An 18,403-nucleotide genomic window follows, 5' to 3' on the forward strand; every position below is an offset into this window, starting at 1 on the left:
TGTGCGCTGTCCTTTCGTCACTGCTCATCACTGCTGCCGCCAGGAGCGGAACGCCCGCAGGTGTTCGGGCGTGACCACGGTCTCCAGGCGCTCGTCGTCCTGGTCGCCGCCGCCGAGGGCGGCCACCAGACGTCGGGCCGGTGCGTTGCGCGGGGTGCGCTCCGACGTGAGCCGGATCTTGGTGCAGGCCAGCTCTTCGGCGCGATCCGCGAGCCATTGCAGCAGGCGCTCCTCGACGCCCCGGCCGAGCGCCCGGCAGCTCATCAACCAGGCCAGGACGTCGAGTTGGTCGTCGTCGGCCCGGATCGCGAGCAGGCCGATCTGGCCGTAGTCGCCGAAGCGGTCGCGGGCCGCGGCCGTCCAGACCTCGCCGTGCTCCCGCCACCGGGCGAGGTCACCGCCGTCGGCGGACCGGGCGCGGAGGGTGAACTGGTTGGTGCGGCGCACGAGTTGCTCGGCACGCCGGAAGTCCGGCTCGGACAGGGCCCGGATGTCGACCTCCAGGTCCAGCTGGGCGAGGAACTCCTCGAAGCCAGCCTCTTCGCGCACCGCGTCCCGTTCGCGTTCCTGCTCGTAGAACCGTGCCCGCAGCGCGTCCTCGGCCGTGGCAGCCGTCGGCACCAGCGGCCACAACCGGCCCAGAAACTCCGCCAGTTCGGCCGTCGGGGGGCAGGTCACCGACAGCACCTGCGGCTGGGCGGAGCGCATCTTGGCGATCTCGGCGGGGTTGTCGTCCAGGAACAGGAAGCTGTCCGGGCCGAGGTCGAGGGTGCGCGCCGCGTCGGCCAGGCGCACCGGCTTGGGGCCCCAGGCGGCGGAGAGCACGCTGAAGTGCTCCGCCTTCAGGAGGCTGTCGGGGCGGTCCAGGACGGCGCGGACGGTGTCCTCGTCGTTGTTGCTGACCAGTGCCAGCAGTGCGCCCGCCTCCCGCCACCGCAGCAGTCTGCGGGCCAGCAGGGCACGCGGACCGGTCAGGTCGACCGCCTCCGGGCCGATCTCTGCGGCCACCCCGCCCCACAGCGTCTCGTCGCCGTCGACGGCGATCGCCTTCGGCGCGGGCCGCCGAACCGCGCGTACGACCTCGGCCAGGGACAGCGCCACCGCCGCCTGGAAGTGCGGGGTGAAGGGGAGATGGGCGAGCCGTTCGGTCCGCTCGTCGAAGCGTTCCTCAACGGCGTGGTACCGGGTCCAGTGGTCCGGACCGAGCACCGCGATCCCTGGCAACTCGGCCAATTCTGCGGCGACTTCGCGCTCCCAGTGCGTGAAGCGGTCCTCGGGGTGCGCGTACGGCAGGAAGCCGACGATCAGCGGCCCTCGGGTCCGCTCGGCCAGGGCGCGCAGCGCGGCCGGGTAAGCGGTGCGCAGTTCGGCGAGCAGCGCGGCGTCGACCGGGCCGAACCGCTGGAAGTCCGCCGCGCGCAGGAGCACGGCGCCCACAGCCGTGGAGGGGTCGGCGAAGACACCGGAGGGGTCACGCAGGCTCGCGAGCACGTGGTGGTACGGGGCTTCCGCCACCGTCAGGCCACCGCCGCCCGGTGCTCCCTCGTCGACCGCCGCCTCGCACAGCGCCGGGAGGTTGCCGAGGGCGAAGGTGGCGGCGAGGGCGAGCGAGCGGTGCGGGGCGACGGCGGGCTCGACGCCGACCGAAGCCTCGGCCGTCATGGGCCTGTCCCCATCCCCCCGCACCACCCCCGTCGGATCCTCGACCGTCTCCGCGAGCAACCGCACCAGCTCCTCCCCCAGTTCGACGGCGGTCGCCCTATCCAGAATGTCGAGGTTGTGGTCGAGGCGGATCCGGCCCGCGTCCGGGGTCATGGTGATCATCAGGTCGAGGTCGGAGTAGCCCGTCCCCGCCGGGAGCACTTCCAGGTTGGCCAGGCGGCCCGCGGTGGAGCGTACGTAGTTGAAGTACACCTCCACGAGAGGCGCGTTCGCCCGGTACAGCCCCTGCTTGGCCAGCACCGGCAGGACGTCGGTGAACATCGCGCCCTTCGCGAGGATCTTCTCCAGCCTGCCGTCGGTGCGGCGCAGTACCTCTTCGATCCGCTCGTCGGCCCGGGCCTCGGCCGGGAACGGCACGGGTACGCCGAAGAAGCCCACCGCGTCGAAGGCGTCGGCGTGGATGCGGGTGTCGACGGGTACGGCGAGCACGAAGCGTTCGCGTTCGCGCCGTCTGGCCAGCAGCACGGTCAGGGTGCCGAGGCAGAACGCGGCGGGTGTGACCGCGAGTGCGCTCGCCGCCGCCGACACGCGTGCCATGAGCCCGTCGGGGATCGTCACGGTCGCGCTGCCGGCCCGGTAGGACCGCTGGGCGGGTCGGGGCCGGGCCAGGGTCAGGTCCAGGCGGGCGCTGCCCTGGAACGCGTCCCGCCACTCGGCCGCGCCGGCGCCCGGCACTCCGGTCTGCTGGGCCTCGATCAGCAGGTCGATGTCCCGGTTGGTGACGGTGTCGCCGAGCGAGGTGCCGGACAGTTCGGCGTCGATCTCCGCCGCGACCAGCAGCAGGGACTGTAGATCGCTCACCGCGTGGTGCGCGCCGAACGCCAGGATCTGGCCGCGGACGCCGGCGTCCAGCGCCTCGAACCGCCACAGCGGTGCACTCGCCAGGTCGAACGGGGGTTCCAGGAGTCGTCGCAGCCGGTCGGCGGCGTCCAGTTCGCCGTCCGCGGGGACCGGCGTCCAGCGCAGCATCGGCCGCGTGGGCTCCCGTTCCACCCGCAGCTGTCGCCCGCCCTCGCCGCCGCTGACGACAGCGGTGCGCAGGGCCGCGTGCCGTGCGGCGAGGCGGGTGAGGATGGCGGTGAGCGTCTCCTGGGTGGTCGGCTCGGTGAGCCGGAGGGCCAGGCCGACGGCGTGTGCCGCGTCCGGCATGTCCGTATGGGCGCTGCGCAACAGCCGTACGACGTCGCGGGTCGCCGGGCGCAGTTCGGTGTCCGGCACCTCGGTGACGGCCGGCCGCTGCCGCGCCGGCGCCTCGGCGTTCCGCTCGGGCAGGGCCTGGCCCAGGGCGCGGGCGAGGCCGCGGATGTCGGCCGCCGAGAAGACCGCGGCGGCCGGGAGTTCGACGCCCAGCTGGCGGGCGAAGGTGTTGCGCAGCCGCACGAACATGAGGGAGTCCAGGCCCAGTTCCTTCAGGGCGGTGGTCGCCGACACGTCCTCGGCACCGCCGGAGACCTCCCCGACCCGGGCCCGGACGTACGCCTCCAGCCGTTCGGCACGCTCCTGGTCGGTCGTCGCCGCGAAGATCCTCTCGGCCAGGCCGTCCTCGTCGGAGCCCGGCCCGTCCGTCGCGGCGGGCACCAGGTCCGCCAGGATCGGCCGGGTGCGCGCCGCGTCCGGGTCGAGGGCCGGCAGCGCCCGGTCCAGGGCGAGGGGGGCGAGTTGGCGCCGGGAGGTGGAGAGCACCCGCTCGAACAGTTCGCCGCCCTCCTCCGGGGAGAACGCGACCAGGCCGGCCCCGCCGGTGTCGGCGGCCATCCCGACGCGTGCCCAGGCGCCCCAGTCCAGGCTCAGCGCCCGGCGTTCGGTGCGGGCAAGGTGGTGCGCCCAGGCGTCGAGGAAGGCGTTCGCCGCCGCGTAGGGGCTCTGCCCGGCCGAGCCGAGCAGGCCGGCCGCCGAGGCGAACAGCACCAAGTCCTCAGCTTCCGGGACGAGTTCGGTGAGCAGGGCGGTGCCGAGGACCTTGGGGGCGAGGACGCGCAGGACGCGTTCGTCCGTCAGGTTCGTCACCGTGGCGTCGTCGAGCACACCGGCCGCGTGGACGACCGCGGTGATCGGTCCCGCCTCGTGTCGTACGGCGTCCAGGGCGGCCGTCAGTCCGTCGCGGTCGGCGACGTCGGCGCGGGCGAGGTGCACGGTGACCCCACGCCGCTCAAGCCCCTCGATCCAGCGCGCGGCGTCCGCGTCGGGTGCGCCGCGGCTCATCAGGGCGAGACGGCGCGCTCCCCGGCCCGCCAGCCGCTCGGCGACGACCCGGCCGAGGCCGCCCAGACCACCGGTGATCAGGTACACGCCGTCCGGAGTGATCGTGCCGTGGCCGCCGTCGTCCGGCCGGGTGCGGGTGAGGCGCGGTACCAGGCGGTCTGCCCCGCGCAGTGCGACGAGCCGCTCGTCGTCGGCGTGCCGCAGCTGCGTCCACAGGGCGTCGAGGCCGTCCGTGGGCGGCAGGTCGATCAGCGTGGTCGCCAGTTCGGGGTGCTCCTGCGCCACGGTGAGCCCGAAGCCCCACGCGAGCGCCTGCTCGGGGCGGGTCACCTCGGTGCTGCCCCCGGCGGCCTGGCTGCCCCGTACGACGACGAACAGGCGGGGCGAGCGGCCCTGGGCGCGCTCGGCGAACGTCCGCACCAGGTGCAGGGTGTTCAGGCAGCACAGCCGGGCCGCCCGCTGTGCGGTGCCGGCGTCCCCGATCGCCGGAGCGTCGAGCGCCGTCAGCTGGATCACGCGCTCGGGTGGTCCGTCCGCGAAGGCCTCGTCGAGCAGTCGCGCCAGCTGCCGCGGATCGGCCGGGTCGAGGACGTAGCGGCCCGGGCCTTCGGCGCCGTACGCCTCGCCGCTGCGGGCGATGACGTGCGGTACCGAGGCGGAGATGAGTCGCTCGGCGAGCGCGTCGGCCACACCCGTCCCGTCCGCGAGGAGCAGCCAACTGCCGTGGCCGGGCGGCTCCTTGGCGAGCGGGCGCGGCTGCCAGCGAGTCTCGAACAGCGCGCTGTCCAGCGGGGAGAGCGCGGCCAGCTCGAACTCCTCTGCCGCCAGCAGGAGTTGTTCGTCCTCGTCGTACAGGCGCAGGTCCAGTGTGGCCTTGTCGCCGTCCATGGAACGCAGTTCGCAGGTCACCCAGGCGGGCGGGGTGCCGCGTCCGGTGAAGCGGAGCCGGCCGACGCCGGCGGGCACGAACGCCCGGCCCTGAGGCGCGTCGCCGGGCAGAGCGGCCGTGTGGAAGGCGGCGTCGAGGACGGCGGGGTGCAGGAGGTGACCGGCCGCGGGCTTGCGGGTCAGTCGGCCGAGTGCCGCCAAGGACGTACGGTGGCCCTCCTCCAGGCCGCGGAAGGCGGGGCCGTAGTCGATGCCGAGGGCGGTGAGGCCGGCGTAGACGGACGGCAGGTCGGCCGGCTCGTCGCAGCGCTCGCGCCATACGGCGAGACCCTCGCCCGTGTCCCCGAGCCTCTCGCCCGTGTCCCCGGGTGCGCCGACGGCGACGCGACCGTGGACATGCCGCTCCCACACGGCGCGCCGCTCGCCCACGGCCGCCGAGGCGATCGTGAAGTCCCGGAATCCGTCCTCGGCGGGACGCAGGACCAGTTGCAGCCGTACGGGCTTGTCCGCGCCCAGGCGCAGCGGCTGGAGGAATCCGACGTCGGCCAGGGCGACTTCGCCGCCGTCACGCAATGCCGACGCCGCCTCCAGGGCCAGGTCGAGGAAGGCCGCGGCGGGCAGCCAGACCTCGCCCCCGACGCGGTGGTCGGCCAGGTAGGCGAAACGGGCGTCGCCGAGGTCGATGTCGGTCTGGAAGAGGTGCCGGCCGGGTTCGTCGCTCGACTCGATGTGCGTCCCCAGCAGCGGGATTCCGCTGTCCGTGAGGCCGGTCGGGGCGGGCGCGAGCCAGTGGCGTTCGCGGGTGAAGGCGTAGGTGGGCAGGTCGACCCGGCGCCCGGCCGGGAACAGCGTCGGCCAGTTAGGGGTGTGCCCGGCCGTGTACAACTCCCCGAGCCTGCGCAGCAGTACGTCGTGGCCCTCCTCCTGGCGGCGCAGGGAGGCGACGCTCACGGCGTCGACGCCGGCCTCGGCCGCCACCGCCTCGATGGACGCGCCGAGGGACGGGTGGGGGCTCAGCTCCACGAAGTAGCGGTAGCCGTCGTCCAGCATCCGCCGGACCGTGTCCGCGAAACGGACCGGCTCGCCGAGGTTGGCGAACCAGTGGCCGGCGTCGAGCCGCTCCCCGGGCAGGGGCTCGGCCGTCACGGTCGAGTAGAGCGGAGTCGATGTACGCGTGCCCCGCACCTCGGCGAACCGGTCGAGGAGCTCCTCGCGCAGCGGATTCATCAAGGGGGTGTGCGAGGCGAACGCCGTCGACAGCCGCCGGGCGGAGATCCCCTGCTCCTCCAGCTGCCGCTCCAGCTCGGCCAGCGCCTCGGCCGCACCGGAAACAGCCGTGGAGTGGGGGCTGTTGACCGCCGCGACGAACAGCCGGCCGGCGTACGGCGCCAGCAGCTCCTCGACCTGCGGGCGGGGCAGGTCCAGGGCGAGCATGCCGCCCTTGCCCGCCAGCGGTACGACGGCCTCGGCGCGCCCGGTCACCACGGTGACGGCGTCGTCGAGGGTGAGGGCGCCCGCGCTGTACGCGGCGGCAATCTCGCCGAGACTGTGCCCGATCACCGCGTCGGGGGTGACGCCGAGGGAGCGCCAGGCGGCGGCCAGCGCCGCGTTGACGGCGAACAGCACCGGCTGGAGGATCTCGGTGCGGTCGAGACGGGCGGGGGTGGGGTCGGCGGGGTCCTTGGCGGTGTCCTCGGCGTCGCGCAGGACGTCGAGGACGGACCAGCCGGCCTGCCGAAGCACCGCCTCGTCGATCCGGGCCAGCTCCTCGCGGAACGCGTCCGACTCGGCCGACAGTTCCCTGCCCATGCCCGGCCATTGACCGCCGTGCCCGGCGAAGACGAAGGCCACCTTGCCCGTCTGCTCCTCGCGAGGCGGCGCCGTCGGTGTCCGCCCGGTCGCCAACGCGTCGAGGGCGGCCAGCAGTTCGTCGCGGTCACCCGCGACGAGGGCCGCACGCCGCTCGAAGTGACTGCGGTGCCGGGCCAGGGTGTGGGCGACGTCGGGCAGGGCGGTGTCCTCAGTCAGGGCGGTGTCCTCGGTCAGGTGCGCGGCGAGCCGCGCCGCATGCTGCCGTACGGCGATGTCATCGCGTCCGGAGAGGACGAACAGCCGCCTGCCCGGCGCGGGTTCGCGCGTGGCCGTGGCCTCGACCTCGGGCTCGGGCTCGGCACGCGGGGCCTCCTCCACGATGACGTGGGCGTTGGTGCCGCTGATGCCGAAGGCGCTCAGTCCGGCGCGCCGGGTCCGCTCCCCCGACGGCCAGGCCGCCTGCTCGTGGAGCAGGCGCAGCCCGCTGTCGGCCCAGTCCACGTGGCGGCTGGGCGTGTCGGCGTGCAGGGTGCGCGGCAGCGTCTCGTGCCGCAGCGACTGCACCACCTTGATGAGACCGGCCACGCCCGAAGCGGCCTGCGCGTGCCCGATGTTGGACTTGAGCGAGCCCAGGTACAGCGGGCGGTCCTGCGGACGTGCGGCGCCGAAGACCTCGGCCAGCGCGTTCGCCTCGATCGGGTCGCCCAGGGTCGTCCCGGTGCCGTGGGCCTCCACGTAGTCGATGTCGGCGGGCTCCAGACCGGACAGCTCCAGGGCCCGCCGGATGACCTGTTCCTGTGCCGGGCCGTTCGGCGCGGACAGGCCCTGGCTGCGGCCGTCCTGGTTGACTGCGGTGCCGCGCAGTACGGCCAGTACCTGGTCGCCGTCGCGGCGGGCGTCGCTGAGCCGCTTCAGTACGACCATGCCCGCGCCCTCGGCCCAGATGGCGCCGTCGGCGGCGTCCGAGAAGGAGCGGCAGCGGCCGGTCGGGGACAGGCCGCGCAGGCGGCTGAACTCGACGAAGGTCTGCGGTGTCACCATCAGCGTCACACCGCCCGCGAGCGCGAGATCGCACTCGCCCGCGCGCAGCGCCTGGGCCGCCAGGTGGACCGCCACCAGCGACGAGGAGCAGGCGGTGTCCACGGTCAGCGCGGGGCCGTTCAGGCCGAGCGTGTAGGCGAGGCGGCCCGAGGCCACGCTGAGGGCGGAGCCGGTGCCGACGTACCCGTCGAGCTGGTCGAGGCGGGTGCCGGCCAGGTATTCGCTGCCGAACATGCCGACGTACACACCGGCGGTGCTGCCCGCGAGGTCGGCGGGCACGATGCCGGCCCGCTCCAGCGCTTCCCAGGTGGTCTCCAGCAGCAGCCGCTGCTGCGGGTCCATGGCGGCGGCTTCCTTCGGGGTGATGCCGAAGAAGCCCGCGTCGAAGGACTCGATGTCGTCGAGGAAGCCGCCCTCGCGGGCGTACGACTTGCCCGGGGCCTCGGGGTCGGGGTCGTAGAGCGACTCGATGTCCCCCCAGCGTCCGGCGGGGAAGGGTCCGACGGCGTCGCGGCCTTCGGCGACCAAAGACCACAGGCTCTCCGGATCGCCGACTCCGCCCGGCAGTCGGCAGGCCATGGCCACGAGTGCCACCGGCTCGTCGGTCGCGCGTGTCGTCCTGCGTGCGGGCTGCGGGGCGGGAGTGGTGCGGCGTGTCGTCGCGAGGGCGGTGGTCAGCAGGTGGTCGGCGAGCCGGGCCGGGGTGGGATGGTCGAACAGCAGGGTGGCGGGGAGTTTGGCGCCGATGCGTGTGCTGATGCGGTTGCGCAGTTCGACGGCCGTCACGGAGTCCATGCCCAGGTCGCGCAACGGCTGGTCGGGGCGGACTGCGTCCCGCGAGCGCAGGCCGAGGGCGTGGGAGGTCTCCTCGCGGACCAGGGCCAGGACGCGCGCGGCCCGTTCGGACTCGGGAAGCCGGGCCAGGCGGTCCGCGAGGCCTTCAGCGGTGCCCTGTCCGGTGCGGGGCGCGGGCAGCAGCGTGCGCCACAGGGCGGTCGCGGGGCCGCCTGCCATGGCCGGGTTCTCGCGCAGCCGAGGCAGGTCCAGGGACCAGGCGACGAGGTGCGCGGTGCCCCGGCGCAGGGCGAGGTCGACGAGGTCGCGGCCCTGGTCGGCGGTGAGGGCGCGGTGGCCGAGGCGGGCCATGCGGTCCAGGTCGGCGTGGGCGGCGGCCAGTCCTTCGCCCGCCCACGCGCCGAACGAGACCGAGACGCCGGGCAGGCCCGAGGCCCTGCGGTGGTGGGCCAGTTGGTCGAGGAAGGCGTTAGCGGCCGCGTAGTTGCCCTGGCCCGCGGTGCCCAGCACGCCGGCGGCCGAGGAGACCAGCAGGAAGAGGTCGATCGGCCGGTCGGCGGTGAGCCGGTGCAGGTGGGCGGCGCCGTCGACCTTGGGGCGCAGGACCTGCGCGAGGCGCTCGGGGGTCAGGTCGGCGATCACCCCGTCGGCCAGGATGCCGGCGCAGTGCACGACGCCGCGCAGCGGCAACTCGTCGCCGATCCGGGCGAGTACGTCGGCCAGGGCCGCCGCGTCCGCGACGTCGCACGCCGCGACCTCGGCCTCGGCGCCGAACGCGGCCAGTTCGGCGGTGACTTCGGCGGTGCGGGGATCGTCCGTGCCCTGACGGGAAGTCAGCAACAGGCGAGGGACGCCGAGTTCCGCCAGCAGCCGAGCGATGTGCCGGCCCACGGCGCCCAGGCCGCCGGTGATCAGCACCGTGCCGTCGGTGGGTACGGGGGCGGGGCGGCCCACGAGGTCGAGGACGACGGGGCGGTCGGGAGTGGTCCGGCGCCGAAGTGCCTCGCGTGCGGCGGACACGGGAAGCACGAGGGGACGACGCGTAGGCCACAGTCGCACATGGCCGTCGGCCGCTACGAGGGGTCCCGCCGCCGCGACGGTGAACGGCATCTCGTCCGCAAGCACGGTCACCAGGCTCGCGTCGGTCACCGCCTCGGAGCCGGGCGGGGTGTCGGTGAGAGCGACGACTCGCAGGCCGAGGGGCACGCCGTCGACGTCGGCGCCGACTTCGGTGACGACCCCCGCGCACTGCGTCTCGTACGGGCTGAGGTGAAGGCCGACGGCGTGGACCTGAATCCGCACCTCATGCGGACCGACAGCCCTGGGTGCCACGGCACGCAGGGTCATGTCGTCCGGGTGTCCGGTCAGCTCGTACCGGTCCCCGGCCGGGATCCGCAGCGCGTCCGCGGTGCGGGCTCGTACCAGCCGTGGGGCGAGCAACGTGCCCGCGCGGGCGGCGAGTTCGGGCTCGTCGGACTGCGTGACGGCCGCTACCAGCGCCTCGGCCGGAGCCGAGTCGTCGAGGTCCAGCAGGGTCAGTCCGAGGTCGGGGTGTTCGGTGCGGGCGCTGCGGGCCAGGCCCCACAGCACCGACTGGACGAGGCCGGGCACGGGGTCCCCGTCGGCGGCCCCGACCGCGCCGCGCGTCGCCCAGACCGTCCGGGAGGGCGTCTCCTCGGGCGGGAGGGCGATCAGCTCCCGCAGCTCGGCCAGGGCGGTGGCCGCCAACTCCTTTGCCGCGGCGGCCGTTTCGGTGTCGTCCGTCACCGGGCGCGGCCAGAACCGCACGAGAACGTCGGCGTCCTGCTCGCGCACCTGGATCCCGGCCGCGTCGAGGCCGCGCCGGGCGGCGGCGACCTCGGGATCCGACCGGTCTCCGACGAGGGTCCACGCGCCGGCCGGTGCCTCGGCCGACGGCGCGTCCACGGCCGTCCACGCCACCTCGTACAGGTGGCGGGCGTTCTCCGGGCCGCCCCGCAGATCGGCCGGGTCGGCGGCCCGCAGCCGTACGGCCTCCAGGCGGCCGGCCGGGAGGCCGTCGGCGTCCCAGAGCGTCACGTCCAGCGTGAGGTCCGTCCCGGAGGCGCCGGTGCGGCGCACGGACGCGGTCAGTTCGGTCGCGCCGCCGGGCGGCAGGACGCAGCGGCCGACCGCGACCGGAAGCAGCAACCTTTCTTCGGAGCCGTCGAACGCTGCGGCCACGTGCAGCGCGGCGTCCAGCAGCGCCGGGTGGACGGGGTACGGGTCGTCCGTGTCGCGGGCCGTGTGGGGCAGTGACAGACGGGCCAGCAGTGCGCCGTCGCCGGTGCGGACCGCTTCCCGTACACCCTGGAAGGCCGGGCCGTAGCCGAGGCCGAGGGCGGACAGCCGTTCGTACGTCCGCCCGCTCCAGGTCTGCTCGGCCGGGTGCGGCCACGTCGGGGGCTCGCCGATGAGCTCCGGGGCGGGTTCGGCCGCTGAGGCGGTGGCGTGCAGCGTCCAGGGCGTGGCCTCCTGGCCGCGCGGACGGCTGTGCACGGTGATCTCCGGTACCGGGCCGGTGCCCGAGACCTCGACGGACACCTCGACCGGGCCGGCGGCGGGCAGGGTGAGGGGGGCGAGGAGGAGCAGGCCGGTGATGTCGCCCGGGGCATGCGGGCGGGCCACGGCGAGGGCGGCGCGGCACAGCTCCATCAGGGTGGTGCCCGAGACCACGGTCCGTCCGAACACCGTGTGGTCGGGCAGCCAGTCGGCGGTGGCCGTGGACCACTCGTTGCGGAAGGTCCAGCGGGTCTCGTCCGCCGACTGGAGCTGGATGCCGAGCAGCGGGTGGGCGGCGCGGTCGAAGAGGCCGGGGGTGCCCGTGGCCGGGGCGGGTTCGGTCCAGTGGCGCTGCGCGTCCCAGGTGTAGGTCGGCAGGTCGGCGGGTTGTGGGGTGTCGGGGACGAGGCGGCGCCAGTCGATGTGCCGTCCGTGGACGTGGAGTTCGGCGGCGGCGCGGTCGAGACAGGCGGGGCCGTCCTCGTCGCGGCGCAGTGAGCCGACGGCGAGGAGCTCGTGGCCGGAGTCCTCCGCTACGGTGCGCACCGCGGTCAACAGAGCTGGGTGCGGGCTGAGTTCGACGAAGTGGCGGTAGCCGTCGGCGGCCATGCGCTCGACCGTGGGCGCGAAACGGACGGGTTCCCGCAGGTTGGTGTACCAGTAGTCGGCCTCGAGTTCGTCGGTGACCGGCTCGCCGGTGACGGTGGAGTACCAGGCGACGGAGGTCGGGTAGGTGGTGACGCCGTCGAGTTCGTCGAGGATCGTCGTGCGGACCGGCTCGACCTGGGCGCTGTGGGAGGCGTAGTCGACGTCGAGGCGGCGGGCGAAGACCTGCTGCCGGTCGAGGTCGGCGAGCAGGGTCTCCACGGACTCCACGTCACCGGAGAGCACCGTGGAACGGCCGCTGTTGACGGCGGCGATCGAGATACGGCCGCCGTGGCCGGCGAGGCGGGCGGTGAGCTCGGTGTGCGGCAGCGCGACGACGGCCATGGTGCCGCTGCCGGACAGCTCGGTCAGGGCCTGGCTGCGCAGGGCGACCACGGCCCCGGCGTCATTGAGGCTGAGCGCCCCGGCGACACAGGCCGCGGCGACCTCGCCCTGGCTGTGCCCGATCACCGCGTCGGGCCGGATGCCACGGGCCTTCCATACGGCGGCCAGGGACACCATCACCGCGAACAGGACCGGCTGCACGACGTCCACCCGGTCCAGGGACGGGGCACCCGCGTCACCGCGCAGGACCGCTGCCGCCGACCAGCCGGTGAAGGGGCGCAGGGCGGCGTCGCAGCGGTCGAGTTCGTCGGCGAACACCGGGTCGCGGTCGAGCAGGTCGCGGGCCATGCCGGCCCACTGGGATCCCTGACCGGGGAAGACGAAGGCCACCTTGCCGTGCGGCAGGGCGAGTTGGGGACCCACCACCCGCTCCGGGTCCGGCTGCTCCTGGGCCAGCCCGCGCAGCGCCGCCAGCAACTCGTCGCGGTCACCGGCCTGAACGACGGCGCGGTGTTCGAAGTGCGTGCGGTGGTGGGCGAGCGTGGCGGCCACCGAGGGCAGCGGTGCCTGCGGCTGGGCAGCGAGGGCCCTGTGGAGGCGGTCGGCCTGCCCCTGGAGGGCGGGAAGGGTGCGGGCGGAGAGCGGGAAGAGGGTCCGGGCGGGCCGGTCTGCTGCGGTCGGCGTGCCCCGGTCCGCGTCGCTCGGCGCGCCCCGGTCGGCGACGCTCGGCGCAGGCTGGTCCTCCGCACTCGGCACAGGCCAGCTCTCGGCACTCAGGGCGGGCCGGCCCTCGACACGCGGCCGTGCCGGCACCGAGCTGCCCACCGGGGTCTCCTCCAGCACCACATGTGCGTTCGTGCCGCTGATCCCGAACGCGCTCACCCCGGCCCGCCGTACCCGCTCTCCGCTCCGGGACCAGGCCACGGCGTCGGTGAGGAGCCGCAAGCCACTGTGCGGCCAGTCGATGTGCTTGGTCGGGGTGTTGGCGTGCAGGGACGGCGGGAGTACCTCGTGGCCCAGGGCCAGCACCGTCTTGATGATGCCGCCGATGCCCGCGGCGGCCTGCGTGTGGCCGATGTTGGACTTCAGTGAGCCGATGCCGAGGGGGCGGTCGGCGGGGCGGCCGGGACCGAACACGGCGGCGAGTGCGCCGGCCTCGATGGGGTCGCCGAGCGGGGTGCCGGTGCCGTGTGTCTCGACGTAGTCCAGGTCGTCGGGGCGGAGTCCCGCGGCGTCCAGGGCGGCGCGCAGCACCCGCTCCTGTGCCGGGCCGTTGGGTGCGCTCAGGCCCTGGCTGCGGCCGTCCTGGTTGATCGCCGAGCCCTTGATCACCGCGAGGACCCGGTCGCCGTCCCGGCGTGCGTCGGTGAGCCGCTTGAGCAGGACCAGGCCACAGCCCTCGGCCCACACCACGCCGTCCGCGTCGCTGGAGAACGCCCCGCACCGCCCGGACGGCGACAGTCCGCGCAGCCTGCTGAACTCGACGTGCCCGCGCGGCGTCACCAGCAGCGTCGCGCCGCCTGCCAGCGCCAGGTCGCACTCGCCGCCCGCCAGCGCCCGCGCCGCCAGGTGCAGGGCGACGAGGGAGGAGGAGCAGGCGGTGTCGACGGTGACCGCCGGGCCCTGGAGGCCGAGGGTATAGGCGATGCGCCCGGAGGCCACGCTGGACGCCGAGCCGGTGGCGACATGCCCGTCGAGTTGGCCGAGCGGCGCCGAGGCGAGGTAGCCGCTGTCGTACAGGCCGGCGTAGACGCCTGTGGAGCTGCCGTTCAGCGTGTCGGGGACGATTCCGGCGCGTTCGATCGTCTCCCACGCGGTCTGGAGCAGCAGGCGCTGCTGCGGGTCCATGGCCGCGGCCTCGCGCGGGGATATCCCGAAGAAGGCCGCGTCGAAGCGGTCGATGCCGGTGAGGTAGCCGCCGCGCAGGGAGTACGCGGTGCCGGTGGCCGCCGGGTCGGGGTCGTACAGGCCCTGGGTGTTCCACCGTCCGGGCGGCACCTCGGTGACGGCGTCCTCGCCCTCGGCGAGCAGCCGCCACAGCGCCTCGGGGTCGTCGGCGCCGCCCGGGAACCGGCAGGCCATGGAGATGATCGCGATGTCGTCGTCCGCGCGCACCGGGGCGTCGGAAAGCACGGGGTCCGCGGCCGGGGCGGGCGCGTCGTGGAAGACGGCTTCGGCCAGCGCCGCGACGGTGGGGTGGTCGAAGACGAGCGAGGGGTTCAGGATCCGCCCGGTCTGTTCGGACAGGTCCGCGGCCAGGGTCACCAACTGGCGGGAGCCCAGGCCGAATTCGGCGATCGGCCGGTGCGGGTCGACGGTCAGCGGGTCGAGCCCTGCCGCCTCGGCGACGGCCGGCACGAGCCAGGCCCGCACGCCCTGAGGTGTGGTGATGGACGGCTCGGCGGACTGCTTCGGGGACTCGTTCGCAGGCATCTGGGCAGGTGTCCTCGTGAACTCGGGCTCGGGTGCGTGTCCCGTACGAGCCATGGCGATACGGCGACATGGCCGGCGTATGGCCGAACGGGCGGCGGCAGGCGTACGGCTGTTGCGCCGGCGGCGGGCGGGGTCAGCGCGTGGCGGGTGCGGCGACCGTGGAGAGGGCGCCGCCGAGATAGGCCGCCCGGGAGGCGTGGCGCTGGATCTTGCCGCTGGACGTCTTGGGGATCGTGCCGGGGCGGACCAGGACGACGTCGCGCACGGCGAGGCCGTGGGCCTCGCCGATCGTGCTGCGGATCAGGTCGGTGATCTTCTCGGTCTCGCCCGCGGCCTCAGGGGCCGCCTCGGCGACGAGGACGACCTGCTCGCCGTCCGCTCCCCCGTCGGCTCCCCCCTCGACGGAGAAGGCGGCGGTGCAGCCGGGGCGCAGGGCCGGGTGGGACATCTCGGCGGACAGCTCGAGGTCCTGCGGGTAGTGGTTGCGGCCGTCGATGACGATCAGGTCCTTGAGCCGGCCGGTGACGAACAGTTCGCCCTCGCGCAGGAATCCGAGGTCGCCGGTGCGCAGGAAGCGGCCCTCGTGGCCGGCCAGGGTGGCGCGGAAGGTCTCGCGGGTGGCGAGGGTGTTGCGCCAGTAGCCCTTGGCGACGCTCGCGCCGCTGACCCAGATCTCGCCGATCTCTCCCTCGGTGAGTTCTTCGTGGCGTTCGGGGTCGGCTATCGCCAGGGTCAGGCCGGAGCCGGGGCGGCCGCAGCCGACGGCCGCGGCGTCGGCGGCACCGGCGTGCGGCCCGGACCCGGCGGCTTCCACCAGGGCGGGCGGGCTGTCCACCGAGCCGCCGGTGACCATCACGGTCGCCTCGGCCAGGCCGTAGCAGGGATAGAAGGCTTCACGGCGGAAGCCGGCCGGGGCGAAGGTGTCGCCGAACCGCCGCAGGGTGGCGGCGCGTACCGGCTCGGCGCCGTTGAAGGCGACCTTCCAACTGCTGAGGTCGAGGCCGTCGACGAGTTCGGGGGTGGCGTGCTTCAGGCCCAGCTCGTAGGCGAAGTTGGGGCCACCACTGGTGTGCGGGCGGTAGCGGCTGATCGCCTTCAGCCAGCGGTCGGGCCGCTGGAGGAAGTGCAGCGGCGAGAAGAGGGTGGTGGTGAGGCCGAGGTAGACCGTGTTCAGGACCGGGCCGATGAGTCCCATGTCGTGGTGGACGGGCAGCCAGCTGACGATGAGTTCGTGGTCGTACTGGGCGATGACGTCCGGGGTGTGCCCCATCCGCTCCGTGATGACCCGCTCGTTGTCCAGCAGGTTCCCGTGCGTGACGACCACGCCGCGCGGGGCGGAGGTGGAGCCGGAGGTGTACTGCAGGAAGGCGACCGAGTCGGCGGTGAGGTCGGGTTCGCGCCAGGAGGCGGCGGCCTCGTCGGGGATGTCCTCGGTGGCCACGCAGGTGATGTCGGCCAGTTCGGGCAGGTGCTCCGTCATGCCGGCCAGGGCGCCGATCACGTCACGGCCGCCCAGGATCACCTTGGCGTCCGCGTCGGCCACCAGGCGCTTCATCCGGGTCAGGGCACGGTGGTTCTGCGACCGGCCCTGCGGGGGCACGCCGGGTACGGCGACCACGCCGGCCGAGAGGCAGCCCAGGTAGCCGCAGATGAAGTCGAGGCCGGGCGGGTACAGCAGCATGGCGCGCGAACCGGCCAGACCGCGCTCCTCCAACCAGGCGGCGATGGCCCGGGACCGCTCGGCCAGCCGACCGTAGGAGATGTCTTCGATCTCTCCGTCGCAGTCGCCGGTGACGAGGAACCGGTAAGCGGTCCGGTCGGGCTGGTGTGTGGCGTGCTTGGTCAGCAGATCGACCAAAGAACGAGCCATATGAGCAGTCTCACCTGTCTGGATCGGTGGGCGAGGAACCGTAGTCCGAGGGCACCATCCGATTCCAGGAGTCGCGGCGCTCGTCCACCGGCTCCTCGTGGTCCCGTGCAGTTCGCTACCGGCGGGTAACCCACCCTAGCAAGGGTGCTCGGCCGCGCCGGTCGGGACAGTGTAAATCCTGCGTGTCAAAGGGTACGTGACCGCCTGTTCACCAGCTTTCGACGTCAACGACCCCCCGGCCACCGGCATTTCGCCGGTGGCCGGGTCTTCGCGACGCGCCGGTGTCAGCCGCCGTTCAGTCGCGCGCGCAGGAGTCCCTTGCCGAGTTCGGCACCCTTGCGGCTGTCCGCCTGAGCCTTGCGGAACAGGTCGACGACTTCGGTGTCCTTCTCGCGCTCCGCGTCCTGGATGTACGTCTCCAGGCGCAGCGCGTTGTTGAGGCACGCCTCCACATACCAGATCAGGTTGTAGTCCTTGTCCGGCGTACCCGTCACGCCGCCGGTCTCCGTGGCGCTGGTCATTCGGACCTCCTCCAGCGGTTGTCGTTCCGGAGCCGGTCGAGTACCCCTCCGACCGGCTCCGGAACACGGCGGGCGCCACGGCCTTCGGACGGCATCAACTCGCCTTTGCCCTAAGGCAATTCAGACAGTTGCCACAGAAGCGAACAGTGCCCGGGCAGTTTCGGAGTGAAGTCTTCCTCAACCGTGCGAGATCGATCAATGACGGTGTGTACTGTGCTCCGAGTGCCTCACGCATAGGCCCTGCACCCCACCCCCTTCTTGGACTCGATTCGATGATCGAATTACCGGACCTGGTGGCCGGTGGTCTCACCGCCGGCACACTGTCCGCGCTCGCCCTCGCCGGCGGGCTGATGCGATCCCGGCGACAACAGGTCAGGCAGCGCGCGGAGATCGCGGCGTTACGCGGCCGGCTCGACGGCGCGCTGGAGGCGTTCACCGCCGAGATCGAGCATCTGGCCGCACAGCGCCTTCCCGCCACCGCCCGGCAGCTGGCCCATCCGCACGTGACGGTGCCGGGCCCCCTGGAGCCGGAGGTGGACGGAACGCCGTTGGGTACCGCCCTGGAGGACGTACTCGGCGGACTGCGCGACGAGTTGGCCGCCCAGCGCGCCCGGATCGACGCGGCCGCGCAGGCCGGTATGCGCGGGGCCACCCGCGAGATCCAGGCGGCGCTGTACCGGCTTCAGGACGCCCTGCGAGTACTGCAACAGCGCTACGACGACCCGGAGTTGGCGCAGACCCTGTTCCAACTGGACCACGAGAACGAGCAGTCGCTGCGCCGGGCGCAGGTGGCCGCGGTCGTGTGCGGGGCGTGGGTGGGACTCGCCCGCGAGGAGTCGCATGTGGTGGACGCGGTGACCGGCGGACAGGCCCGGCTCGCGGGCTATCACCGGGTCCGGGTCCACAACCACCTCCGGACGGGGACCGCTCTGGTCTCGCACGCCGTCGAGCCGGTCGCGATCATCGTCGCCGAGCTCCTCGACAACGCCCTGCGGCACTCCGCGCCGGACACCGATGTCGTGGTCAACCTGGAGCAGGTCCATCACGGTGTCTGCGTGAGCGTCGACGACGTGGGCGTGGGCATGACGCAGGACGAACGGGCGCACGCCCAGCGGCTGACGGCCGGTTCCGATCCGATCCTGCTCACCGACCTCGGCGATCCGCCCCGCATGGGGTTCGCCGCGATCGGTCAGCTGACCCGGCAGTTCGACCTCGGCGTGGATCTGTCCTCGCCGTCCCCGTACGGCGGTGTGCGGGCGGTCCTGCGCGTCGACAGTCATCTCCTCAGCCGTATCGACCCCGTCGAGCAGCCGCCGGCGGCCAGCGCCCCGCGCTCCACCCGCGCAACGGCGAAGGAGGCGCCCGCCACCTCGCCACCCGCCGCCTCGCCGCCCGCCACCTCGCACGCCTACCGGGCCGAACGGGACGAGGACGCCTCCACCGCCGTGTCCGGGCATCACGCGCCGGGCGACCCGGGCGGGCTGCCGCAGCGCCGACGCCGTACACGGACCACCGCAGCGGCCACACCTGGCACATCAGCCACCATGAGCGCAGCAGCCACACCCGGCGCCCCCGCGCCGCAGCGGCCGGCGCGCCGCCCGGAGGAGGC

General features: G+C 73.9%; 4 protein-coding genes. 1 reads left to right on the forward strand and 3 read right to left on the reverse strand.

Features of this window, described 5'->3' with window-relative positions:
- Positions 1-27: 27 nt before the first annotated feature.
- From AB0I77_RS44100 to AB0I77_RS44110, 3 genes are all read right to left on the reverse strand, one after another.
- Entirely contained in the window at positions 28-14,403 is a 14,376-nt protein-coding gene (locus AB0I77_RS44100; protein WP_363288516.1) for an SDR family NAD(P)-dependent oxidoreductase, read from the reverse strand.
- A gap of 133 nt (positions 14,404-14,536) precedes the next feature.
- Positions 14,537-16,273 carry a fatty acyl-AMP ligase gene (locus AB0I77_RS44105; RefSeq protein ID WP_363288517.1) on the reverse strand — a complete coding sequence of 579 codons (1,737 nt, stop codon included), beginning with the start codon at positions 16,271-16,273 and terminating at the stop codon, positions 14,537-14,539.
- A 284-nt stretch (positions 16,274-16,557) separates the two neighbouring features.
- A complete protein-coding gene (locus AB0I77_RS44110) occupies positions 16,558-16,794 on the reverse strand; it encodes a hypothetical protein (RefSeq protein WP_363288518.1) in 237 nt (78 codons plus the stop codon).
- Between the two features lie 272 nt (positions 16,795-17,066).
- Here AB0I77_RS44110 and AB0I77_RS44115 point away from each other — a divergent pair.
- Positions 17,067-18,403 (forward strand): ATP-binding protein (locus tag AB0I77_RS44115; RefSeq protein WP_363288519.1); only part of this gene is annotated, 1,337 nt, incomplete at its 3' end.

The organism is Streptomyces sp. NPDC050619, assembly GCF_040654815.1.
Taxonomy (GTDB): domain Bacteria; phylum Actinomycetota; class Actinomycetes; order Streptomycetales; family Streptomycetaceae; genus Streptomyces.

Excerpts from the sequence above, each read along its gene's own strand:
- AB0I77_RS44100 (WP_363288516.1), bottom strand. The coding sequence starts at position 14,403 with ATGCCTGCGAACGAGTCCCCGAAGCAGTCCGCCGAGCCGTCCATCACC.
- AB0I77_RS44105 (WP_363288517.1), bottom strand. The coding sequence starts at position 16,273 with ATGGCTCGTTCTTTGGTCGATCTGCTGACCAAGCACGCCACACACCAG.
- AB0I77_RS44110 (WP_363288518.1), bottom strand. The coding sequence starts at position 16,794 with ATGACCAGCGCCACGGAGACCGGCGGCGTGACGGGTACGCCGGACAAG.